This window comes from Gordonia sp. CPCC 205333, assembly GCF_048537885.1.
In the GTDB taxonomy this organism is placed as follows: domain Bacteria; phylum Actinomycetota; class Actinomycetes; order Mycobacteriales; family Mycobacteriaceae; genus Gordonia.
The window spans coordinates 20,100-43,067 of the sequence record NZ_JBCLVI010000002.1; the positions used below are offsets into that span (position 1 = coordinate 20,100).

The window sequence follows — 22,968 nt, forward strand, 5'->3', positions numbered from 1 at the left end:
TGGAATTCGCCAAAACGCTTGCGCGTAAACGAATTACAGCGTAACCGTTCTAGCGGATGACCACCTCACGTGTCCGTTTGTCAATCAATTCCAGACCACCTCCTTCCGTGTGTACCGACGAAACTACGCCCTGCCCGGCGACCTCGCAACGGATTATTCGACGACGCGAACGGACCCGGATTCGGCCAGCTCGATGATGCGGTCGGCACCATGCCCATTGGGCAGTTGATGCGTCACCACAACGACGCTACGGCCCGAATCGAATAGCGATCCATCGCGCGAGAAGATGTCACGCAATACCGCGTCGGCATCAACGGGATCAAGGTGTTCGGTCGGCTCGTCCAATAACACCACCGGCGCCCGATGCAGCAAGGCTCGCGCGAGCAATAGCCGACGTCGTTGTCCACCGCTCAACGCCGCCGCACCGCCGGACAACACGGTGTCGACGCCCTCGGGGAGCCCGTCGACCCACCCGGCGAGCCCGACCGAGGCCAACGCCGCCACTATCTCGCCATCGGTAGCATCACCACACGCGACCCGCAGATTCTCCGCAACCGAGGTGGAGAAAATATGCGCATCGTCGGCGAAATAGCAGGTGGACGACGCCACCTCGCCGCGACCATCGACGGTAACCGAGCCACCACGCGGGTTGAGCAGACCGGCAAGGGTTAGCAGCAACGCCGTCTTCCCCACACCACTCCGGCCGACCACCGCCACCCGTTCCCCCGGTTCCACAACGAGGTTCAGCGCGTCGCCTGCCGACGCCGACCAGCCCCACCACAGATCGCGGCAGGTCAAAGTCGTCGGCCGATCATCGACCGCGACGTCGTCCGCGTTGGCGAAGTCGTCGACGTCCTTGGCCGCCAGTCCAGTCGACCCGGCATCGTCTATCAACGTCAGGACCCTGCTCGCGGCCTGTCCGCTGCGCTCCAATTGCAGGCCAGCCTCAGTCAGCGGAGCCGTCGACTCGAAAGCCGACAGTGGCAACAGGATCAGCACACCGAGAGTCATCGGCGTTAGAGTCGGGTCGCCAGCCAGACCGATGCCGATCACGCAGGCCGCGATCAGTGAAACACCAACCGCCAGAGGCATTGCCGCACTCCCCAGGGACTGCAAGCGCATGCCTCGGTCGGCCGCGGTGCGTGCGGCCCGTTCGGATTCGGCGACCGCGGTCAATACCTGTGGCCGACGTCGCGCGACGGCCAATTCGTCTGCGTGCCACAGGGCCAGAGTGACAGACTCGGCCAATTCCGCACGTGCTCGCGCACCGGACTCAACGACATCGGAGGCGCCGCGCGCCGCCAATACCGGTGCGGCAACGCCACTTACGAGTAGCGCACCAGCCAATACGATCGCAGCCGGCACCGAAACCACGGCCATGATGACTATCGCGGCGATGTCGGTAACTACCGCGATACCGATCGGAATGGCTCCCCTGATCAGCGCGTTACCAACATCGTCGATATCGGCGCCAGTTCTCGTCAGCAGATCGCCACGTCCGAGTCGCACCGAATAAGATGGCCTACCGGCCGCAAGTGCGATGAAGACCCGTGACCGCGCCGACGACATCGCCCGCAAGGCGAGATCGTGAGTCGCGAGACGTTCGAGATACCGGAACACACCGCGTGAAATACCCAGTGCCCGAACAGCTGTGATCGCGACTGAGAGGTACAGGATCGGTGGCATCTGCCAGGCGCGGGTAATCAGCCACGCACTCAACGCGGCCAAGCCCAATGCACTCAGCGAGCCACCGACACCTAGCAGCAGCGCAGCGAGTACCGGCCGAGGTTTGACACCCAGGTAGCCGAATATTCGCCACAGCGATCGATCAGTTGGCCGAGGCATGCGCACTCCCGAATTCGGCAGCTGTTCCACGTTCGGCGCTCCCGAAGTCGATCAAATGATCTGCTGCGGCCCACCAGGATTCGCGGTGACTGATCACGACAGCGGTGATGCCGGCTTCGACACGTGCGCGAACGGCGGCGATCACCGCATCAGATGCCGTGTCATCGAGATGCGCGGTCGGCTCGTCGAGCAGGAGCATCGTGGCCGAAGCCGCCAGTACCCGGGTCACGCCCAGCCGCTGCCGCTGGCCCGCGGATAAGCCGACGCCGCCAACCCCAAGCCTCGTCTGCGTTCCGGCCGCCAGTGCACCGACGATGACATCGAAACCTGTCGCATTCATTGCTGATTCGAGATCATCCCCCTTCACCTCGCCGAATAGCGCGAGGTTGTCGGCGACGGTGCCGGGCAGGATCGCGGGGTGTTGCGGCAGCCATGCGACCTGCGCCCGAAAGTGATCGAGGTCGATGTCGCGAATCGACTCGCCGCACACCGTTACCTGCCCCGAATAGTCGTCGAGCAGACCAAGCAACACCGAGAATGCCGTCGACTTTCCAATCCCGTTAGGACCGCGCCACACCGTGAGCGCACCACCTCGAATCACCGACGAGAAATGGTCGGGGGCCGGCGCGTCCCTACCGTCAACCGACAGCCCGACGAACTCGAAATCGCCGCCCCGAATCTCGACTCGGCGAGTACCCGGCTCGCCGACCACGTCAGCGTCTATCAGCTCGAAGACATCGTCGGCGGCGGCCAAGCCGTCGGCGGAATTATGGAACTGCGCCCCGACCTGCCGGAGCGGCAGATATACCTCCGGCGCCAGGATGAGTGCGAAAACACCTGCGAACAAAGACATCTCACCGTAAACCAGGCGAACGCCGATGCCGACCGCCACCAGTGCCACGCACAGTGTCGCGAGCAGTTCCAGTACCGCACCGGACAGGAACGCCACCCGCAGGGTCGCCATCGTCGAACGTCGCCATCGCCACCCCAACTCACTCACCTGCCGGGCTGGTCGATGTACGCGATGCAATGCGCGCAGCGTCGGGAGCCCAGTGATGAGATCCATCAGCTGACCCGACAATTGGCTCGTTGCAGCAAGTTTCGCTGCCGTCCGATCACGGGTCATCACACCGATCAGCACCATGAACACCGGGATCAGCGGCAACGTGACGAGGACGATAACCGCCGACGGCAGATCGACCATTGCGATGACCACCACCATCACCGGAGTGATCACGGTCGAAAGCACCAGCGCCGGAACATATCCGGACAAATATGGACTCAAGTCGTCGAGGCCGCGCAGGATCACGGTGACCGCGTGATCACGTACCCGCAGGAGTTGCCGCGGGCCGGTGCGTCGCGGGTCGCTCAACACATCAACCGCCTGGCCGCGCAGGTCCGCGATCACCAGGTCGGCAGCCCGTTGCGCATACCGCTCCCGCGCGTAATGCAACACCACCCGGATCACCAGGGCACCGACGAGCACGATCAAATGAGTTCGCTGCGCGGTGACCGAACGAGCGTCGACGTCGACGATCAGCTCGGACAGGATCGATGCTGTGACGGCGGCGATCACGATGACACAGACCGATGTCGTAGCCGCGAAACATACTGTCGCCGCGACATACCGGCGGGCCGGTGCCGACCGCTCCAACAACCGAGGATCCAACGGCGGCCGTCGCTTCGCTCGCCCGGTCACCTTCTCCCGTCGCTTCGCTCGCCCGGCCACTTTCCCCCGTCGCTTCGCTCGCCCGGTCACTTTCTCCCGTCGCTTCGCTCGCCCGGTCACTTTCCCCCGTCGCTTCGCTCGCCCACCAACAACGAGGGGAGGCCAACCGACGGCGGGATCTGTTCGAGCGAAATGCGTTGGCGGAATACCCAATACGACCATCCCTGGTAGATGATCACCACCGGGGTGATAAACACCGCAGCCCAGGTCATGATGGTCAGCGTGTAGTGACTGGACGAGGTGTTGCCTATCGTCAGGTTGAAGGCCGGATCGGTGGTGGACGGCAAAACATTCGGATACAAGACACCGAACAATGTCACCACGGTGCCCGCGATCGCGATCGTGGTCGCGGCGAAGGCCAACCCCTCGGCCCGACGAAGCGTGGCGACGACCGCGCCGACGGCAGCCACCGCAGCGAGAATGACTGGCATCCAGGTCCACGACTTGCCGTAGGAGAGTTGTGTCCACAAGAGGAAGGCACCCGCGACGACCAAAGTCGCGATCGATAGCCGCACAGCGTATTTCGCGGCGTCGTCGCGGATCACACCTGCGGTTTTCAAGGACAGGAACACTGCCCCGTGCGTCGCGAAGACCAGCAGGGTGGTCAATCCCCCGAGCAGCGCATACGGATTGAGCAAGTTGAAGAAGCCACCGGTGTATTGGTGATCGGCGCCGATGGGCAAACCACGCACGACGTTGGCGAATGCAACACCCCACAACAACGCGGGGATCCACGAGCCAAGACCGATACCGACGTCACACCACATCCGCCACCGCGGATCGTCGATCTTGCCGCGCCACTCGATCGCCACCACTCGCACGATGAGGCCGACCAATATCAGCAGCAGCGGAAAGTAGAAGGCGCTGAACATCGTTGCATACCAACCCCCGAAGGCGGCGAACATCGCGCCACCGGCGGTCAGCAACCAGACCTCGTTCGCGTCCCAGACCGGCCCGATGGTGTTGAGCAGGACGCGACGTCGGGTGTCACCGTCACCGACGGCCGGGTCCGCACTATGGCCGCGACCAAGGAAGGGCATCAGCATCCCGACGCCGAAGTCGAAACCTTCGAGTACGAAGTAGCCACCGAAGAGCACCGCGATGACGATGAACCAGAATTCCGGCAATCCCATGACTGACTCCTAGTAGGCGAACGAAAGTGGTTCGGGGGCATCGGAATCCGATGCATTGTCGTCGGGAGCATCGTCCAGAGCGCGCGCACTCGGCCCCTCGATGATGTAACGCCGTTGCAACGCGAACCAGATGACACCGAGGACGCCGTACAGCAGCGTCAGGGTGATCAGTGATACCCACACCATCCCGGCGGTGTGGTTGGAAACGCCGTCGTTCACCAGCATGCTGATCCGCAGCGGATCGAGTCGGTCGACCCAGTTAGGAGCGACCACCCACGGTTGGCGACCCATTTCGGTGAAGATCCAGCCGGAACTGTTGGCCAGGAACGGTGTTGGCAACATCCACAATGCGAACAGACCGAACCGTCGAGACTCGACAACGCGCTTCTTGCGGGTAAACCAGAGCCCGGCGAGTGCCAGTAGCGCCGAGCCGGCCGCCCAGGTGATCATCGCCCGGAAGCTCCAGTAGGTGACGAACAGATTGGGCGCGAAGTTCTGATCGGGTTTGTTGAACTCCTCGGCGTACTGCGCCTGCAGCTCTTCGACACCCTGCAGCCGGGTGTCGAAGCGGTGATCGGCCAAGAACGACAACATATTCGGGACCACAATGACGTGGTCGATATTCTCGCAATTGTTCTGCCGGCCGATCGACAGGATCGAGAATCCAGCGCCGGTCTCGCTCTCGCACAACGACTCAGCCGCGGCCATCTTCATCGGCTGCTGCTTGAACATGATCTGCGCCTGGAAATCGCCAGTGATGAACAGTGCGACACCGGCGAATATGGTGAGCCACAACCCAAATCGGGTGACCGGACGCCACAGCGTTCGGGCATCGTCGCGTAACTGCTCTGGCGTCGCGCCGATCTGACTCGGCGAAACCGTCTCGGGGATCTCCACGGCATCGTCGGACTCAGAATCGTCACTTGCCGCCGAGCCCGACGTCGCCGCCTTCTCCAATTGCTTTGCGCGCCACATATTCCGCGCCATCCACCAGCATCCGATCGCCGCGACGAAAGTGGCAGCGGTCAGGAGCGCACCAGCGACCACGTGCGGAAAGGCCGCGAGCGTGGTGTTGTTGGTGATGACCGCCCAGAAATCGTTCATCGCCGGACGATTACGTTCTTCATCCCAGGTGACGCCGACCGGATGCTGCATCCAAGAATTGGCCGCGATGATGAAATACGCCGATGCATTCACACCGATGGCGACCAGCCAAATACACGCCAGGTGAACGCGTTTGGGCAGCCGACCCCAGCCGAAGATCCACAATCCGATGAAGGTGGATTCCAGGAAGAACGCGACCAAACCTTCCAGAGCGAGGGGTGCACCGAATACATCTGCGACGAATCGGCTGTACTCACTCCAGTTCATCCCGAACTGGAACTCCTGCACGATGCCCGTCGCGACGCCGAGCGCGAAGTTGATCAGGAACAGCTTGCCGAAGAATTTGGTGGCCCGAAGCCATTGCTCATTGCCAGTGACATGCCACATGGTCTGCATCACGGCGATCATCGGCGCGAGCCCGATCGTCAGCGGGACCAGAATGAAGTGGTAGACGGTGGTGATGCCGAATTGCCATCGCGAAACGTCGACGACATCCATGGCCAGATTCATTGACACGGTGTCCATCTATGGGCATCCCATCGCAAACAGTGGTGAGTGGGCTATCTCTCCAGCGACTACTACTTGACGTAGTAGACGTACGCAACGCTACGCCCGCCCGGCAACTCCAACAAGGGCCACAAGTCCCGCACGGTCGGCCGTACACTTGAATTGTGCCCCAGATCACGTGCGTGGCGCCGGTCTATTCAGAAATCGACTCGACGGACCTCGGGTGAGTTTCCGCTGCTAGCAACGGTTCTCACGCCTCAACGACAACGGCGTCGGCCCGCCGATCCAAGGTAGCCACCTCAGACCGTGACGCTGCACACCTACTCGCTCAGTCGGCCGCGATCGCCTGGTTGACCAGCCCCGCGAGGTCGATGAGTTCACGGCCGCCGGCCTGGTCGTCATCGAACTCGTAGGAGTTGATACGACGCACCCGCGCCGCGAGGGTCACGCTGGATACCATCCAGACCGAATCGGCGGCGATCAGGTCCTCGGTCAGCAATGTCTCCGATTTGGTCTGCCAGCCTTGCGCCTCGGCGAATTCGAACAGTGCCTGTTGCGTTGTGCCCGGCAGGATTCCGGCTTCGGTGGGCGGCGTGACCAATGTCTTGCCGGTCACCGCAACTACGGTCGACCGCGGTCCCTCAAGCACCACACCCTCGCTACTGAGATAGATCACGTCGTCGTAACCCAGTCCGGCGGCGTGCCGCAGCGCAGCCATATTTGTCGCGTAACTCAACGTCTTCGCACCCAACAGCGCCCAGGGTGCCGACGGCGCGAGATCAATCGAGTAGCCGCGGTCGAGGGTAATTACCGACACCCCACTTACCCGCGCCTGCACTGCCCGCGGCGCCACCGGACCGACCGTCACATACGCGGTTGCCTTTGCCGGCTCATGCGTCGAGGCCGGATCTGCTTCTCGCCCCCGCGAATAAACCACGCGGAGCAAACCTTCGGCCACTGTGCCATGCTGCTCTGTCCACAGTCGGGCGGCGGTTTCGACGGCTACGGCGAAGGCATCGCGATCGGGGGCCGGTAGCTCGATGATCGCCGCACTGCGCGCCAACCGGTCGAGGTGACGGCCGACGCCGCATGGACGTCCGTCCCGCACGAGAAGAGTCTCGAAGATGCCGTCGCCGCGTACCGCGGCCAGGTCATCGGCGAAGAGCAGGGGCACACTAGCGTCGGCCGCACCGTCGGCAACCGTGACAAGGATCAAATCCGCCATGGGGTCACAGTCTAGTGTCGCGAGTAGGCTTTTCTCTGTGAGCGCGTCGCCGATTCTCAGTACTTTTTCCGCTGCGGGAGCCGTCCCCGAGCCTCAGTCCGATGACACTGGCCGGGCTGTCGCCTGGCATTTCGGCGATCCGCTTGGTGAACAGCGGGCCGCGACCAACTCAGCGGTCATTGTCGACCGTGCTGACCGCTCGGTCCTCCAACTCGCCGGCGAAGAGCGGCTCAGCTGGTTGCACACGATTTCCAGCCAGTTCGTGGCCGACCTCCCTGATCGGCGAAGTGCCGAGAATCTTTCACTCGACCTGCGCGGGCACGTCGAAGAGCATTTCGTGCTCACCGACATCGACAGCATCACCTGGATCGACACCGAAGGCACCCACGGCCCCGGTTTGCTGGACTTCCTGACCAAGATGGTCTTCTGGGCCAAAGTGATCCCACAGGGCCGTCCGGATATGACGGTGCTGACGCTCGTCGGCCCGGCGACCCGGACCGGCGCGATCGCCGAACTACTCGGCATCCCCGCCGACGCCGAAGTCTACGACGCCGGTGATTTACCCGAACTGCATCACGACGACGAGCCGTTGAGTTTCTGGCGAATCATGCCTCCGGTTGGCGACGGCCGCACTCTGCCGGTTATCGATCTGGTCATCCCCGAGACCGAGGCGCTCACCTGGTGGAAAGCCATCACCGACGCCGGTGCCCGCTCGGCTGGCACCTGGGCCTACGAAGCTCTGCGCGCTCTCGCTGTCCGTCCCCGTATCGATGTTGACACCGACGAGCGAACCATCCCGCATGAGGTCAATTGGATCGGCGGGCCCGGCGAACATGGCGCTGTGCACGTGGACAAGGGCTGCTACCGCGGCCAGGAGACCGTCGCGCGGGTACACAACCTCGGCAAGTCACCGCGACAGTTGGTTCTCCTGCACCTCGACGGCAGTGACGATCACCGGGCGCAAACCGGAAGCTCGGTAATCGTGGGCGCGCGGACCGTCGGTCGTGTCGGAACCGTCGTCGACCACTTCGAATACGGTCCGATCGCGCTGGCCCTCGTCAAGCGCGGTATTCCGGTCGACACCGAACTGAAAATCAGCACCGACGATGGCAGCGCGTCGATCCCTGCACGCATCGATCCCGATTCGGTGCATGCCGACGACCGGGTTCAGGCCGGTCGTGCGGCCATCGCCAAGTTGCGTGGCACACAATCCTGACCACTCCGACTGGGACTTTGCGCCACACCAGAGGGTGGGAGTCCGCATTATCTGCGCGGGCGCGCTAGACTGTTCACTACGACAGAAATTCCTAACCTAGAACGGGGCCGCCACCAGTTTGGTCGCCCCGTCATTGTGCGAGGGGGTCCCATATGGGCCGCGGCCGGGCAAAGGCAAAGCAGACGAAAGTTGCTCGTCAGCTCAAGTACTCTGCACCCAACACGGATTTCGACAGCTTGCAACGCGAGCTGTCCGGAAGCACCGCACCGGAGCGACATGATCCGGTGGATGATTGGGTTGAGGAAGACGAGTGGCGTCGCGCTTGACGTGATCAGCCACTTTCCCTCCTGAGGTAGATTCATCGCCCCACGGGGCGAAACACACTTTTCACCCGATCCTGTAGCAGCAGGGTCGGGTGCTGGTGTGCGTCTGCGGCACCGTGACCGCTGTCGAGGCAATTCTGCCGGTCGACTAAAGCTTCCGCCGCTGACCGAGTGCCCGGCGAGACACCAACCGACCAAAGCCTCCCCCGCTAGCCGAGTACCCAACGAGACACCAACCGACCAAAGCCTCCCCCGCTGGTCGAGTGCCCGGCGAGGCGCCAGCCGAGCCGGGTGTATCGAGACCACCCGCAACCAGCAAGCCGTTCTCACACCCGACATCATCTCACCGGCGCAACCGCTGGCCGGATGTATCGAGATCCCAGTCGACACAGCCCGTATGGCTCAGAAGCGCGGATGTTCGCCGAGCAGCACGGCCGACCCGGTCTTCGTGCCCTCGGTGGGGTCATTCGCTCGCTTGATCGAGCCGAGTACCCAATTGTCGACGTGCCTAGCCGTCAGCACCGCTTGCGCCCGATCGGTGTCCTCTGGCGCGACGATAGCGACCATGCCGACGCCCATGTTGAATGTGCGTTCCATTTCCTCGCGCACCACCCGACCGCGCTGCGCGATCATCGAGAAGATCGGCGCGGGTGACCAGGTGCCACGGTCGAGTTCCGCGACCAGCCCGCGCGGCAGGACGCGCCCGAGGTTGTCGGCCAGTCCGCCACCGGTGATATGAGCGAAGGTGCGCACATCGGCCTCAGCGGCCAAGGCCAGGCAGTCACGTGCATAAATACGGGTCGGTTCCAGCAGCTCTTCACCGAGACTGCGACCGAATTCTTCGACATGCCCGCCGATATCCATGTGGCCCCAATCCAGGAGCACCTTGCGGGCAAGCGAGTAGCCGTTGGAATGCAGACCCGACGAACCCATCGCGATCACCACATCGCCAGGGCGCACCCGATCGGCGGACAGCACACTGTCGGCTTCGACCACGCCGACGCCAGTGGCGGAGATGTCGTAATGGCCGTCTTCCATCAGGCCCGGGTGTTCCGCCGTCTCGCCGCCGAGCAACGCGCAGCCGGCGTCGACGCAACCGTCAGCGATGCCCTTGACGATGTCGGCGACCACTTCCGGCACAACCTTGCCGATCGCGATGTAATCCTGCAGGAATAGCGGTTCGGCACCGCAGACCACGAGGTCGTCGACGACCATCGCGACCAGGTCGCGCCCGACGGTGTCGTGAATACCCATCGCCTGGGCCACCGCGAGTTTGGTTCCAACGCCGTCGCTCGACGCCGCGAGCACTGGTTCGCGGTAGTCACCCTTCAGTGCGAACAAGCCGGCGAATCCGCCAAGGCCGCCAAGCACTTCCGGCCGAGTCGCACGTTTGGCATGCGGCTTGAAAAGTTCGATCGCGCGCTCACCAGCGTCGATATCGACGCCCGCTGCGGCATATGAAGCTCCAGCCGTGGGTGCGTCGTGCTGACCGGCATCGCGATCGGACATGGTGATGAACTCCCCGAATAGTCGAGTGAAATGAGATCTGCCGCGCTCGGCAGGACGGGCTTTACGGTACCCGACCGACATTGGCGACCACACATCCACGTCGCGGTGACGTGCCCGCCGTCACGATGAACGCGTCAGGGCCGCATTACCGCGCTGACGTTGTCATTGGCGCTCGTCAGCGGATCGACCTTGGCCGCCTCGCCGAGGTCTTCGGCGGTGTTTTTGAGCATCGTCTCCAGTACGGCCTTGCCCATCGACGTTTCCTTGGGCAGCGGGATCGGATAGTGACCGTCGAAACACGCTGCGCATAACTTCGACGCGGGCTGCTCGGTGGCCTTGATCATCTCGTCGGTGCCGATATAACCGAGTGAGTCGGCTCCGATGGCCTGGCGTACGCCGTCGACCATGCCTTCTTCGGATTCCATACCGTTGGCGATGAGCTCGGCCGGGGAGGCGAAGTCGATGCCGTAGAAGCAGGGCCAGCGTACAGGTGACGAGGCGATGCGTACGTGAACCTCGGCGGCCCCTGCCTCCCGCAGCATTCGGATCAGTGCGCGCTGCGTATTGCCGCGCACGATCGAATCGTCAACCACCACAAGACGTTTGCCGCGAATTACATCCTTGAGCGGATTCAGCTTGAGACGGATACCGAGTTGTCGGATCGTCTGCGACGGCTGGATGAAGGTTCGCCCGACATACGCATTCTTCATCAGGCCCTGCCCGTACGGAATCCCCGATTCCTGCGCGTAGCCGACCGCGGCCGGCGTACCCGACTCCGGCACCGGGATCACCAGGTCACCTTCGGCGGGATGCTCACGGGCCAGGCGACGGCCAATGTCGACTCGAGTGGCATGCACGCTGCGACCGTTGATCACGCTGTCCGGGCGAGCAAGGTAGACGTACTCGAAAACGCATCCCTTGGGCGTCGGCTCGGCGAATCGTTTGCTGCGCACGCCGTCGGCGTCGATGGCCAGAAGTTCTCCGGGTTCGATATCCCGGACGAAGGATGCGCCGACGATGTCGAAGGCTGCGGTTTCCGACGCCACTACCCAGCCGCGGTCAAGCCGACCGAGTGACAGCGGGCGCACTCCGTGTGGATCACGGGCGGCGTAGAGGGTGTTCTCGTCCATGAACGTGAGGCAGAACGCGCCCTGGACCGTCGGCAGCACTTCCATCGCGGCCTGTTCGATGGTGCGGTCGGCCGCACCATGTGCCAGCAACGCGCCAAGAACATCAGAATCCGACGTCGCGCCCGCGGAGCCGGTCAGTCCCAGCTCACGTGCTCGACCGGCCAATTCAGCGGTATTGACCAGGTTCCCGTTGTGCCCGAGTGCGACGCCGGTGCCCGCGGCGGTGGTGCGGAAGATCGGTTGGGAATTCTCCCAGGTCGTCGAGCCGGTAGTCGAGTAACGGCAATGGCCGATTGCGACGTGACCAACCATCGCGGCCATCGTCTGCTCGTCGAATACCTGACTCACCAGACCGAGATCTTTGAAGACGATGACCTGCGAACCGTCGCCGACTGCGATGCCCGCGGCTTCCTGGCCGCGATGCTGCAGGGCGTATAGGCCGTAATAGCTGAGTTTGGCGACATCCTCGCCGGGTGCCCAGACTCCGAATACTCCACATTCCTCGCGTGGTTCATTCTCCGAGACATCTTCGGCCGCAAGGAGATTCGGGCTGGTGATGGACATGTCGGCCACAAGGACTCCCGGGGGTTGGGGCTGATTTCAGGAGGCGCAGCGCCTACTCTACCGGCCGGTCAGCGCCATCTCCGAATCTCATAACGCGTGTGGCGAGCAGTTTTACTCCCCAGCGCCCGACGCGCGTACCCGAATCAGCGGCAGAAGTCCGCCAACCTCGACCGCACGTGACCCCGACGCCGACACATCGCCGCGGGCCACCGCATCATCGAAGTCGGTCAAACCGGCTACTAGCGACAGCCATATCCGCGGTGTCGTTTCGACCACGTTCGGCGGCGTGCCACGAGTATGTCGTGGACCTGCGATACATTGCACCGCGACGAACGGCGGGACGCGGACCTCGACAGATGCCCCTGGAGCCAACTGCGCCAGGGTGCGGGCGGACTGCCGGACAGCGGCAGCGATCGCCGGGCGCTCCGGGGCCTGCGCGTCGGCATCGTGTAGCCACGGCAGCACTTCGAGTACCGCCGCACGCATCTGAGCCGGATCTACCGATTTCGGACGAGTCACGTCGTCCATGTTGCACGATGGAGCGATGGGTGCCGATGTGTCGAAACGCACATTCACCGGAGCTGATCGCGTGCGGTTCCGACATCAAGTCTCTCGCGGCACCGAAGCGATCGCCCGAATGCTTGCCGAAGGTCTGTTCACCGACCAGGGACAGCCACCCGAGCCGTTGTTGGGCATGGAGGTCGAACTCAATCTGGTCGACGCCGAGATGGCACCGGCCCTTGCCAACGCGGCTGTCCTCGACACCATCGCCGACCCAGACTTTCAGACCGAACTCGCTCAGTTCAATATCGAGATCAACGTCGCGCCTAGGCCATTGCATGACGACGAGATGGTCGGCCTGGAACAGAAACTGCGTGCGTCGCTGAACTCCGCGGAAGCAAGGGCTGCGGCCAAGGACACCCACCTGGTGATGACCGGGATGTTGCCGACACTGCGACCCGAGCATCTCACTCATGACGCGATCTCGGCGAACCCGCGCTACGGCGTGCTCAACGAGCAAATCTTCGCCGCTCGTGGCGAAGACATCACCATCGACATCGCGGGTATCGAATTTCCGGTGGGGCACGCGCTTGAACAACTACATCTGGTCTGCGACACGATCGTGCCGGAGGCCGCGTGTACGTCGCTTCAACTACATCTGCGCCTGGCACCGGAAGACTTTGCCGCGCACTGGAATGCGGCGCAAGCAATAGCGGGTGTGCAGGTTGGGATCGCGGGCAACTCACCCTTCTTCGCCGGAGCAGCGTTGTGGCATGAAAGCCGCATCCCCGTCTTCGAGCAGGCGACCGACACCCGGCCACTGGAGTTGAAGAATCAGGGAGTGCGCCCGCGCGTCTGGTTCGGCGAACGATGGATAACTACCATCTTCGACCTCTTCGAGGAGAACACCCGGTACTTCCCGGCGTTGCTACCGGTATCGTCCGACGACGATCCGCTCGCGATACTCGACGCCGCTGAGATACCGATACTCGACGAACTGCGCCTACACAACGGGACGGTGTATCGCTGGAATCGTCCGGTCTACGACGTGGTCGACGGTCAGGCGCACCTGCGAGTGGAGAATCGAGTGCTGCCGGCGGGGCCGACGGTCATCGACACAATGGCGAACGCCGCGTTCTACTACGGCCTGCTGCGCGGACTGGTTGATCAGGACCGGCCTATCTGGTCGCAGATGTCCTTCGACGCCGCAGCCGAGAATTTGCACGCCGGGGCGCGGGAAGGCTTTGCGGCACAACTCTATTGGCCGACGGTCGGCTGGGTACGACCGGACGAACTGACCTTGCGCAAGTTGCTACCCACCGCGGACGCCGGATTGGACACCTTCGGTGTTTCTCACAAGGCACGATCGAGATATCTGTCGGTGATCGAGGGCCGCTGTCAATCGCGGCAGTCCGGTTCGGAATGGCAGCGGCGCGCGGTTTCGGCGCGGGAGGAAGCCGGTGACGATCGAGTGTCCGCTCTCGCGGGCATGCTCGCCGACTACGTCGAGCTGATGCACGAGGGCGAACCGGCACACACCTGGCCGTTATAGCCAGCACCGAATCTGCCCGGCCATCACCGACGACCCACCGAGCGACACCCACCTCCTCCGATGGTCGAGTGGTCAAACGAGCTTGCGAGTTTGACCGTATCGAGACCACCGCCGGCCGACTGACCAACACAATCCGCCACCGCCCGAATGCCCCCCAACACCACGATTCTCGTCCCCCTGAGCTGCCCCGAAGGGCAATATGCCCTCGAAACCTCCTGAGGGGGACGCGATTTCATTCTGGCGCAAGCACCGAGCGCCACACTATGCCTAGCTCCCGGACACCAGCCCCCGACCACTGACCATCGGAAGATCAAGTGCGGTAACCAATCCCGGCTCTGCCGCGACGACCGCGCCGACCGCGTTGATCAGTCGCTGGGCGGTGACGATCATCCCCGACACATTGTGGTCGCCATTTTCACCGTGATGAGTGAACTCCACTTCCATCGCCGGTTCACCGGTAATCGCGACCCGGTAACAGCCGTCACCGTTGGCCGGCTTGGGCCAGTCCGGACGCTGGTCGGGATGCGTACGCGTGTAGTGCTCCAACACAATTCGGTCGACGCCGCCGACTTGCCCGACGACCTCGAAGCGCAATGCCGCCATCGTCCCAGCGGCGATCTCCACCGACACGGTCGAATAGGACTGTTCCGCCACAACGCGTTCTACGCGTTCGACCAGCGGCTCGTCGAGCGTGACACCGAGCCCCGCCGCGAGTTGGCGCACAACACTCCCCCACGCGAGTGACAGCACTCCTGGATTGAGCAGCATAGGCATGCTGTCCATCGGCTCGCCGAAGCCGAAGATCTGCTTCATCACCACGGGCTGGTAGTAAGTCGAGTAGTCGGCGATCTCTTGACAGCGCACCTCGTCAATCCGCTGCGACAGACTCGTCATCGCAAGCGGCAGAACATCATTGGCAAAGCCGGGATCGATTCCGTTCACATGCAGACTGGCGCCACCCGACTTTGCCGCGGTGACGATACGCTCGACCATCGGGTCCGGAATGACGCCCATCGGGTACTGAAGGACGACCGGACCGCTCGACACGACATTGATTCCCGCCTCGAGGAAGGACACCAGATCGTCAATCGCCTCCATGATGCGATCGTCGGTCATCGCGGTGTGGACGATGGCGTCGGGCTTCAACGCGAGTAGTGCGTCACGATCGTTGGTCGCGGCGACCCCGAGTTCGCGGCCCAACTCGGCCAATTCACCGGCGTCGCGGCCGACTTTCGCCGGATCAGACACCCACACCCCGACCAATTCCAGGTCGGGGTGAGCATCGATTCCCGCGATCGCATGGCGCCCAACTGTTCCCGTCGACCATTCGACAATCCTGAGAGTCATCCTTCGACCCTAGTTCACCGAAGTAGAACACGTTTCAGTTTGACTGGATCCACTGTGTCGTCGGCGGGATGACGGCCAGCACGAGGGTCACGATCGGGAAGATCAGCACACAGAATGACCCGACGGCACTACCCGCCAACGACGGAGCTACGTCGCTGGATACGCCGTGTGCGTCGACCGCGGAACTTACGACAGACATGGTGGCAAAGGTGATTACCAGCGACAGAACCGCAAAAGTGCCGCACGCCGCAGCGACCAGCGTCCGCCCGATGAGGCGATGCCGCAGGATCGCGATCCCGCCGACAATCAGCAGAATCGCCACCAAAATCGCCATAACCACCTGGCCAACAGCGACAACGGTCAAATCGCCGTCGTAGAAGTCGGTTATTTCGTTGCTCGAGGCCATGAACACGCCCGTGACGATCAGCACGAGCATGTGGATGACACCTAGAAACGACAAAACCGCAGCCGTGATCGCAGTGCCGCCCGACGGCTTCGGCTGCGGGTAACCGGGGAACCCCGACGGCTGACCGTACTGCGCTCCATAAGCGGAGTAGCCGGGCGTCTGCGTGGCCGGGTACTGAGGCTGTCCGTACTGAGGCTGTCCGTACTGGGGCTGTCCGTACTGGGGTTGTCCGTATTGGGGTTGTCCATACTGGAGATCCTGACCGTACTGCGGATCCTGACCGTACTGCGGATCCTGTCCGTACTGCGGATCCTGACCGTACTGCGGTTGCCCATACTGCGGCTGGCCGTACTGCGGTTGACCCGCGGCCGGCTGCTGGCCGTATTGCGGCTGCTGGCCATATGGCTGTTGCTGACCATAGGGGTCGTAAGTCATAGGTTCTCCCGATGCTGCGAAATTGATGTTCACCCGTGCGGAATTCGACGTTTAGCCACTACACAGTACCCAGAAACGACAACTATCGACGCGCAAGCATGTTAGCGCCGCTAATCTGTGCGGGTGATCATCGAACACGTTGTGTTACCGGTCCGATCCGGAATGGAAACTGAATTCGAGAACGCTTTCGGACAAGCGAAATCGATTATCTCGAATATGCCCGGTTTCGTATCGTTACGTCTGTCCCGGGGTATTGAGAAAACCTCGCACTACCTGCTGCTGGTCGAATGGGAATCGTTGGAAGATCACACAATTGGCTTTCGGCAGTCGACGCAATACCGACGCTGGAGCGAACTCCTGCACCATTTCTACGATCCGTTCCCCGACGTCGACCATTTCGCCGTCGTGCGGTCCACCTAGTTCCGGCGACCACAGACGTCACCGAGGCGCCGTCCATTCTTCGAATGACCGGCGCTTCGGGAAGGCGACTATCGCACAATGGTTTTGATCGCCAAGGCTTGTCCTAGCCGAACAGCTTCGGCAGCGTCGATTCGAAGGTGTCGCGCAACTCCTGCAGTGCAATCTCGAAGTGGTCCTGCACGCTGACCGAATCGCTACCCTGATCGACGACACCGATACGCGTCCACGGCATTCCGCGGGCGTCGAGCATCGCCGAAAAGCGTGACTCCTCGGTTCGCGGCACCGCGACGAGAACTCGGCCGGCCGACTCGGAGAACAGCGTGACAAATGGATCGGCACCCTCGGGAAGGATGATCCGACAGCCGGTCTCGCCGGCAAGCGCCGCCTCGATGACAGTTTGGATCAAACCACCCTCGGACAGGTCGTGCGCCGCCGAGATCAGGCCGTCGCGCGAGGACGCAACGAGGATCTCACCGAGCAACTGCTCATGAGCCAGATCGACGACCGGCGGCACGCCACCGAGATGATCGTGAACGACCTGCGACCAGATCGACCCGTCGAACTCATCCCGGGTCGCACCGAGCAGAATCAGCGTCTCGCCGGGTTCGGTGCCGATACCGGTCGGGATTCTGCGGCGCACGTCGTCGATGACACCCAGCACGCCGACAACGGGCGTGGGCAGGATCGGTGTCGAGCCGGTCTGGTTATAGAAGCTGACGTTGCCGCCCGTGACCGGGATACCAAGTTGTACACAGCCATCGGCGAGTCCACGCACGGCCTGCTGGAACTGCCACATCACCGCGGGATCCTCCGGCGAGCCGAAGTTCAGGCAGTTAGTCACGGCGGCAGGCGTCGCGCCGGACACCACGACGTTGCGATACGCCTCGGCCAATGCCAGCTGCGCTCCGCGGTACGGATCAAGGAAGGTATACCGACCCGACGCGTCGGTCGCCAGCGAAATGCCGCGACCGGTCTCCTCGTCGATGCGGATCATGCCCGAATCGGCATTCTCGGCGAGCACGGTATTTCCGCGAACATAGCGGTCGTACTGCTCGGTGATGAATTTGCGACTGCATAGCGCGGGCGAAGCGAGCAGTTTCAGCGTCGTCGCACGCAGGTCCTCCGGCGATGACGGTCGGGCCAGCCCTGCAGTTGTCGACGCGATGACATCGTCCTGCGAAGCCGGACGCTCGACTGGGCGCTCGTAGACGGGTCCCTGGTGCGCGACCGTACGCGGCGGCACGTCGACGACGGTCTGTCCATGCCAGTCGATGACAAGACGCTCGCCGTCGGTCACCTCGCCGATCACGGTGGCCAGCACATCCCACTTGCGGCAGACCTCCATGAAACGGTCGACGTTCTCCGGTGCGACGACTGCGCACATACGTTCCTGCGACTCACTCGACAGCACCTCGGCCGGCGTCATACCTTCGGCGCGCATCGGCACTTGCTCGAGGTCGATATGCATTCCACCGTCCCCAGCAGCAGCCAATTCCGAAGTGGCGCAAGATAATCCGGCACCACCGAGATCTTGAATGCCGACGACGATACCCGCCCGGTACAGGTCGAGACAGCACTCGATGAGCACCTTCTCGGTAAACGGGTCGCCGACCTGAACGCTTGGCAGCTTCTTACGGTTGGGGCTCCCGGCATCCGCATCGTCGAAGGTCTCCGACGCCAACACCGATACGCCACCGATGCCGTCAAGTCCGGTACGCGCACCGAACAGGATGATCTTGTTACCCGATCCCGACGCGAACGCCAACTTGAGATCTTCGGTACGAAGCACGCCGGCACACAGCGCGTTGACAAGTGGATTGCCCTGATAACTGGCATCGAAAACCGTCTCACCGCCGACATTCGGCAGGCCGAGTGAGTTGCCGTAGCCACCAACGCCACGCACCACACCGTCAACAACGCGACGCGTATCTGGATGATCCGCCGCACCGAAACGCAACTGGTCCATAACCGCGATCGGGCGAGCACCCATCGCCATAATGTCGCGGACGATGCCGCCAACTCCGGTCGCCGCACCCTGATACGGCTCCACATACGACGGATGGTTATGCGACTCGACCTTGAAGGTGACCGCCCAGCCGTCGCCGATGTCGACGACGCCGGCGTTTTCGCCGATACCCGCGAGCATGCCAGCGCGCATCTCGTCGGTTGTGGTCTCCCCGAAGTACTTCAGATGTACCTTCGACGACTTATAACTGCAGTGCTCGGACCACATGATCGAGTACATCGCCAATTCGGCATCGGTTGGCCGGCGACCGAGGATCTCGCGGATGCGGGCGTACTCGTCATCCTTGAGACCGAGTTCGCGGAATGGCTGGGGCTGATCTGCGGAGGCCGCAGCGTCGGACACGGTATCGGGGTGTGCGCTCACCCGGCCAAGTTTAGGCGACGACGTGCCACCATCGGCAGTTCGCGTCGGCGCACTGCGGTCGCCGTCACTTTTGCGCGCGCTGGGTTCAATTCCGACCACCGTCGGGCAAGGTGGCGCATTCGCCGGCCGATATTCGGTCGACGCAGGTCACCGCTCACGCCGCCACCGGCCCGGTGGCGGAATCCACTGCCGGCCGTCAAGGCCCGCAGCGGGGACTATTCGACCCCGTTCCACGCACACCACCTGCGGTTTAGGCTCTGAATCCATGCAGATCAGGAGCGATATCGGACGACGTCTGCGGGCCGACGATGCCCGCGTCGTCAGCGACGTGCTGCGTCGGGGCATCGATCGCGGTGAACATACCGGTTCGCTTCACGAACGCAATCTCTGCGCCGAGTTTGGCGCCTCCCGCAACACCATCCGCGATGCCCTCGCGATTCTCGCCGCCGAAGGGCTTATCGATCGCGCTCCTCGTGTCGGCACCCACGTGGTGCGCCGGAAGGCCGAACACGGACTCGATGCTCTGCGCGGTCTGAAGGAAACCCTGCGCGATCACGGCGAGGTACGGAATGAAGTTCGTGTCGCCACGCTGTTGCGACCGCCGGCCGCCGTCGCGCGGCGGTTGCGGCTCGATGCCGGTGCCGATGCCGTGTACATCGAGCGAATCCGGCTACTCGACGACGAGCCGGTCAGCCTCGACCTCACCTACCTCGTCCCCGACCTTGGCATCCCGCTGCTCACCCACGACATCGAGAACACCGACGTCTTCACCCTCCTCGAAGAGATCTCCGGTCAGCGCCTGCACTCCGCGCGGCAAAGCGTCGAAGCGGCCAACGCGGATCCGCATTCGGCAGCGAACCTCGACGTCCCGCCCGGCTCGGCCCTACTTCTCCTCGAGCGTCTCACCTCCCTCGGACCCGAGGCCCGTCCCGTCGACCTCGAATACATCCGGTTGCGCAGCGACCGAATCTCACTGCACGCCACCGCATTACGCGACACAACTGCCCCGAGGGAAACACTATGAGCCTAGTCAACAATCGCGTCGACGTCCCGGTGACCATCGACGAGTCGCTGTGCATCGAAGGATGCACGCTCTGCGTCGAGGTCTGTCCGCTCGATTCGCTCGCCATCAATCCGGAATCCGGCAAGGCCTTCATGCACGTTGACGAGTGCTGGTACTGCGGGCCGTGCGCAATCCGTTGTCCCACTGGCGCGGTCACGGTCAACATGCCCTACCTACTGCGCTGAGCCGACGCCTCGTCGAACACCACCGAACCGACCACCCAGCCCCAAACCCCAAGCACCAGCCCACCACAGCCCTGTGAGGTTCCCCCATGCCCAAATCACTCCGAACGCCCCGACTCCGGCGTCTCGTGATACCCGCTATCACCGTGACGATCGCGATCATCGCCACCGGTTGTTCCCTGTCATCCGACGAGTCTTCCGACACAACACAGGTCGTCGTCGGCTACCAGTCCAAGACCATCAACACGGTCACCGCGGGAACCCTTCTGCGCGCGCGTGGCGATCTGGAGAAGCGACTCGACGAGGTGACTAAAAAGACCGGGGAGCGCTACTCGGTCCGCTGGGAGGATTACGACACCGGTGCCCCGATCACCACCGGCATGATCGCTGGCAAAGTCGACATCGGGTCGATGGGCGACTACCCGTTGCTTATCAACGGATCACGCGCCAACACCAACCCTGCCACCGCGACGTCCATCCTGGCGATTACCGGCTCGTCGCCCAAGGGGTCACTCAATATGGTTGTCACCAAACCTGATTCCCCGATCAACTCGGTCAACGACCTACGCGGGAAACGCGTTTCGGCCAGCGTCGGATCGGCCGGTCACGGCACCCTGCTCGCCGCATTGACACGAGCGGGCATCCCTGACACCGACGTCGACATCAGCAACCAACAGCCCCAGGTCGGATCGTCAGCCCTTGACGCGGGCAAGGTCGACGCCCTTGCCCAATTCGTCGCCTGGCCCGGTTTGCTCGTCTTTCAGAACAAGGCGCGTCTCGTCTACGACGGTGCGCAACTGGGTATTCCGACCCTGCACGGCACCGTCGCGCGAAACGCCTTCGCGAAAGAGCACCCCGAAGTCATCGACGCATTTCTCAAGGCGCAGCTCGATTCAACCAGGGCGTTGGCCGCCGACCCACTCGGCGCCGCACAGACGGTTGCCGAGCACAGTGGGCTACCACCGGAGGTCGTCTACCTCTACAACGGACCCGGCGGCACCGACTTCAACCCGGCCCTCAAGCCGTCTTTGATTGCCGCGCTAGACGGTGACAAGGCCTACCTGAAGTCAATCGGATCATTTCCCAACCCCGTTGATCTCACTACATTCGTCGACGACTCCGCGCTCCGCAGGGCCGTCGCGGGCACTGGCGGTGACTACACCGCACTACTCAACCGCGTCGGCAATGAGTCGGTCGCCGTCGGCGAAGTCTGGTACGCGAGCACCGAGGCCGTCCGGGCACCAGACTCGACCGCGGTACTGCGACTCGTGCAGGCGGCCAAGACAACTGGCCGGAAAGTGACTGCCGCCTACATCACCGATCCGGTGCTGGGCACGCGCTGGTTTGCCGACCACGCGGTGTGGCTGCGCGACGGCGCGAGTTATGTCGCCTTCACCACCGAGGACAGCGCACACACCTACCAGCGAACGCATCCGGGCGCTGTCACGGTGAGCTACCGGTCGGCGCTCAGTGAGGTAAAACAATGACCGCGGGGACGTACTCCGGTTCACTGCCCACCGCCGAGACGTCCGTCGCCCCACCGAGCGAAACGGTCAGCGTCGCAGCAACACTCGGCGAGTCATCACTGAGCGTTGCCCGCACGACCCGAAGACGATCAGCCCTGCGCTGGCCGCTGCGCATCGCGACCCTCATTGTCGTACTGGGCCTTTGGCAATGGCTGGCGACTACCGACATCGTCGCCTGGCTGCATTTCGACACCGTCCCGACGCCGACCGAGGTTGCGGGGGCGTGGTGGAGTCGGTTGCATGCCGACGAGTACTACCTCGATCTGGCTCAATCCCTGATCCGGATCGGCGTCGGCTTCGCGCTCGCAGCGGCAATCGGCATCCCGCTTGGTATCGCGCTGGGACGCTCGGCGGTGGCCGGTGACACTCTTGGCACCCTCACCGAACTCGGTCGACCCATCCCGGCAATCGCGTTGGTACCCATCGCGATTCTGGTGTTTCCCACCGACGAGGCCGGCATGGTTTTCATCACCTTTATCGCCGCCCTGTTCCCGATCGTAGTCTCCACCCGGCACGCCGTGCGTGCATTGCCGACCATTTGGGAAGAGTCAGTCGCCACTATGGGCGGCACCCGCCGCGACGTCGTCTGGCGGGTGATCCTGCCGGGGATCATGCCCGGTGTTTTCGGTGGGCTGTCGGTCGGCGTCGGCGTCGCCTGGATCTGCCTGATCTCCGCCGAGATGATTTCCGGTCGCCTCGGCGTCGGCTATCGAACCTGGCAGGCGTACACCGTCGTCGACTATCCCGGTGTATTCGTCGGCATGTTCACCATTGCCATCCTCGGCGTGATCACCTCCGGCGCAATCGAACTCATCGGTCGCCGCGTCACCCGCTGGCTCCCCCGCGCCGAGTCACGATAACT

The 22,968-nt window shown here is 63.0% G+C and carries 19 protein-coding genes; 8 read left to right on the forward strand and 11 right to left on the reverse strand.

Going from position 1 to position 22,968, the window contains the following annotated elements; genetic code table 11:
• Window positions 1–153: 153 nt before the first annotated feature.
• The 5 genes from cydC to AAFP29_RS05665 all read right to left on the reverse strand — a co-directional run bounded on the left by cydC (window position 154) and on the right by AAFP29_RS05665 (window position 7,543).
• Window positions 154–1,845, reverse strand: coding sequence for a thiol reductant ABC exporter subunit CydC (gene cydC / locus AAFP29_RS05645; protein WP_419216368.1), 1,692 nt, complete (start codon window positions 1,843–1,845; stop codon window positions 154–156).
• Window positions 1,829–3,544, reverse strand: a complete 1,716-nt coding sequence (gene cydD, locus AAFP29_RS05650) for a thiol reductant ABC exporter subunit CydD (RefSeq protein WP_419216369.1) — start codon at window positions 3,542–3,544, stop codon at window positions 1,829–1,831. The genes cydC and cydD overlap by 17 nt, the downstream gene beginning before the upstream one ends.
• 86 nt (window positions 3,545–3,630) lie before the next feature.
• Window positions 3,631–4,707, reverse strand: a complete 1,077-nt coding sequence (gene cydB / locus AAFP29_RS05655; RefSeq protein WP_419216370.1) for a cytochrome d ubiquinol oxidase subunit II — start codon at window positions 4,705–4,707, stop codon at window positions 3,631–3,633.
• Window positions 4,708–4,716: 9 nt separating this feature from the next.
• Window positions 4,717–6,309: a cytochrome ubiquinol oxidase subunit I gene (locus tag AAFP29_RS05660; RefSeq protein ID WP_419217214.1), complete on the reverse strand. Its 1,593-nt coding sequence runs from the start codon at window positions 6,307–6,309 to the stop codon at window positions 4,717–4,719.
• Window positions 6,310–6,646: 337 nt separating this feature from the next.
• On the reverse strand, window positions 6,647–7,543 hold the full coding sequence (locus AAFP29_RS05665) for an aminodeoxychorismate lyase (protein WP_419216371.1): 897 nt from the start codon (window positions 7,541–7,543) through the stop codon (window positions 6,647–6,649).
• A 37-nt stretch (window positions 7,544–7,580) separates the two neighbouring features.
• Between AAFP29_RS05665 and AAFP29_RS05670 the strand changes: the two genes are divergently transcribed.
• Both AAFP29_RS05670 and AAFP29_RS05675 read left to right on the forward strand, forming a co-directional pair.
• Window positions 7,581–8,759 (forward strand): YgfZ/GcvT domain-containing protein, encoded by a 1,179-nt coding sequence (locus AAFP29_RS05670; protein WP_419216372.1) that lies wholly within the window; start codon window positions 7,581–7,583, stop codon window positions 8,757–8,759.
• Window positions 8,760–8,911: 152 nt separating this feature from the next.
• Window positions 8,912–9,085, forward strand: coding sequence for a DUF3073 domain-containing protein (locus AAFP29_RS05675; protein WP_007319285.1), 174 nt, complete (start codon window positions 8,912–8,914; stop codon window positions 9,083–9,085).
• A 399-nt stretch (window positions 9,086–9,484) separates the two neighbouring features.
• Here the strand turns inward: AAFP29_RS05675 and purM are convergent, their stop codons facing one another.
• The 3 genes from purM to AAFP29_RS05690 form a co-directional block, all read right to left on the reverse strand.
• Window positions 9,485–10,591, reverse strand: coding sequence for a phosphoribosylformylglycinamidine cyclo-ligase (gene purM, locus AAFP29_RS05680; protein WP_419216373.1), 1,107 nt, complete (start codon window positions 10,589–10,591; stop codon window positions 9,485–9,487).
• A gap of 134 nt (window positions 10,592–10,725) precedes the next feature.
• Entirely contained in the window at window positions 10,726–12,294 is a 1,569-nt protein-coding gene (gene purF, locus AAFP29_RS05685; protein WP_419216374.1) for an amidophosphoribosyltransferase, read from the reverse strand.
• A gap of 102 nt (window positions 12,295–12,396) precedes the next feature.
• Window positions 12,397–12,813 (reverse strand): sterol carrier family protein, encoded by a 417-nt coding sequence (locus tag AAFP29_RS05690; protein WP_419216375.1) that lies wholly within the window; start codon window positions 12,811–12,813, stop codon window positions 12,397–12,399.
• Between the two features lie 16 nt (window positions 12,814–12,829).
• On the opposite strand from AAFP29_RS05690, the gene AAFP29_RS05695 reads away from it, so the two are divergent.
• Window positions 12,830–14,338 carry a glutamate--cysteine ligase gene (locus AAFP29_RS05695; protein ID WP_419217215.1) on the forward strand — a complete coding sequence of 503 codons (1,509 nt, stop codon included), beginning with the start codon at window positions 12,830–12,832 and terminating at the stop codon, window positions 14,336–14,338.
• Window positions 14,339–14,605: 267 nt separating this feature from the next.
• On the opposite strand, the gene AAFP29_RS05700 is transcribed toward AAFP29_RS05695, so the two are convergent.
• Together AAFP29_RS05700 and AAFP29_RS05705 are read right to left on the reverse strand one after the other, a co-directional pair.
• The gene (locus AAFP29_RS05700) at window positions 14,606–15,685 is read right to left on the reverse strand and encodes a diacylglycerol kinase (protein WP_419216376.1); all 1,080 of its coding nucleotides are present in this window, start codon (window positions 15,683–15,685) and stop codon (window positions 14,606–14,608) included.
• 34 nt (window positions 15,686–15,719) lie between these two features.
• Complete coding sequence (locus tag AAFP29_RS05705; protein ID WP_419216377.1) at window positions 15,720–16,526, reverse strand: hypothetical protein; 807 nt, start codon at window positions 16,524–16,526, stop codon at window positions 15,720–15,722.
• Between the two features lie 123 nt (window positions 16,527–16,649).
• Between AAFP29_RS05705 and AAFP29_RS05710 the strand changes: the two genes are divergently transcribed.
• Window positions 16,650–16,946: an antibiotic biosynthesis monooxygenase family protein gene (locus AAFP29_RS05710; protein ID WP_419216378.1), complete on the forward strand. Its 297-nt coding sequence runs from the start codon at window positions 16,650–16,652 to the stop codon at window positions 16,944–16,946.
• A 103-nt stretch (window positions 16,947–17,049) separates the two neighbouring features.
• Here the strand turns inward: AAFP29_RS05710 and purL are convergent, their stop codons facing one another.
• Window positions 17,050–19,335 carry a phosphoribosylformylglycinamidine synthase subunit PurL gene (gene purL / locus AAFP29_RS05715; RefSeq protein ID WP_419216379.1) on the reverse strand — a complete coding sequence of 762 codons (2,286 nt, stop codon included), beginning with the start codon at window positions 19,333–19,335 and terminating at the stop codon, window positions 17,050–17,052.
• A gap of 265 nt (window positions 19,336–19,600) precedes the next feature.
• Here purL and AAFP29_RS05720 point away from each other — a divergent pair, with 265 nt between their 5' ends.
• The 4 genes from AAFP29_RS05720 to AAFP29_RS05735 all read left to right on the forward strand — a co-directional run bounded on the left by AAFP29_RS05720 (window position 19,601) and on the right by AAFP29_RS05735 (window position 22,966).
• On the forward strand, window positions 19,601–20,359 hold the full coding sequence (locus tag AAFP29_RS05720; RefSeq protein WP_419216380.1) for a GntR family transcriptional regulator: 759 nt from the start codon (window positions 19,601–19,603) through the stop codon (window positions 20,357–20,359).
• A complete protein-coding gene (locus AAFP29_RS05725) occupies window positions 20,356–20,583 on the forward strand; it encodes a 4Fe-4S dicluster domain-containing protein (protein WP_419216382.1) in 228 nt (75 codons plus the stop codon). Before AAFP29_RS05720 ends, AAFP29_RS05725 begins: the two co-directional genes overlap by 4 nt.
• An 86-nt stretch (window positions 20,584–20,669) precedes the next feature.
• Complete coding sequence (locus AAFP29_RS05730) at window positions 20,670–22,067, forward strand: ABC transporter substrate-binding protein (protein WP_419216384.1); 1,398 nt, start codon at window positions 20,670–20,672, stop codon at window positions 22,065–22,067.
• Complete coding sequence (locus AAFP29_RS05735) at window positions 22,064–22,966, forward strand: ABC transporter permease (protein WP_419216385.1); 903 nt, start codon at window positions 22,064–22,066, stop codon at window positions 22,964–22,966. Before AAFP29_RS05730 ends, AAFP29_RS05735 begins: the two co-directional genes overlap by 4 nt.
• Window positions 22,967–22,968 lie beyond the last annotated feature (2 nt).

Coding starts and splice junctions, on each gene's coding strand:
- AAFP29_RS05695 (WP_419217215.1), top strand. CDS start 12,830: ATGGGTGCCGATGTGTCGAAACGCACATTCACCGGAGCTGATCGCGTG.
- cydB (WP_419216370.1), bottom strand. CDS start 4,707: ATGGGATTGCCGGAATTCTGGTTCATCGTCATCGCGGTGCTCTTCGGT.
- AAFP29_RS05665 (WP_419216371.1), bottom strand. CDS start 7,543: ATGGCGGATTTGATCCTTGTCACGGTTGCCGACGGTGCGGCCGACGCT.
- AAFP29_RS05720 (WP_419216380.1), top strand. CDS start 19,601: ATGCAGATCAGGAGCGATATCGGACGACGTCTGCGGGCCGACGATGCC.
- AAFP29_RS05700 (WP_419216376.1), bottom strand. CDS start 15,685: ATGACTCTCAGGATTGTCGAATGGTCGACGGGAACAGTTGGGCGCCAT.
- purM (WP_419216373.1), bottom strand. CDS start 10,591: ATGTCCGATCGCGATGCCGGTCAGCACGACGCACCCACGGCTGGAGCT.
- AAFP29_RS05730 (WP_419216384.1), top strand. CDS start 20,670: ATGCCCAAATCACTCCGAACGCCCCGACTCCGGCGTCTCGTGATACCC.
- AAFP29_RS05705 (WP_419216377.1), bottom strand. CDS start 16,526: ATGACTTACGACCCCTATGGTCAGCAACAGCCATATGGCCAGCAGCCG.
- AAFP29_RS05735 (WP_419216385.1), top strand. CDS start 22,064: ATGACCGCGGGGACGTACTCCGGTTCACTGCCCACCGCCGAGACGTCC.
- cydC (WP_419216368.1), bottom strand. CDS start 1,845: ATGCCTCGGCCAACTGATCGATCGCTGTGGCGAATATTCGGCTACCTG.
- AAFP29_RS05660 (WP_419217214.1), bottom strand. CDS start 6,309: ATGGATGTCGTCGACGTTTCGCGATGGCAATTCGGCATCACCACCGTC.
- AAFP29_RS05690 (WP_419216375.1), bottom strand. CDS start 12,813: ATGGACGACGTGACTCGTCCGAAATCGGTAGATCCGGCTCAGATGCGT.
- AAFP29_RS05725 (WP_419216382.1), top strand. CDS start 20,356: ATGAGCCTAGTCAACAATCGCGTCGACGTCCCGGTGACCATCGACGAG.
- AAFP29_RS05675 (WP_007319285.1), top strand. CDS start 8,912: ATGGGCCGCGGCCGGGCAAAGGCAAAGCAGACGAAAGTTGCTCGTCAG.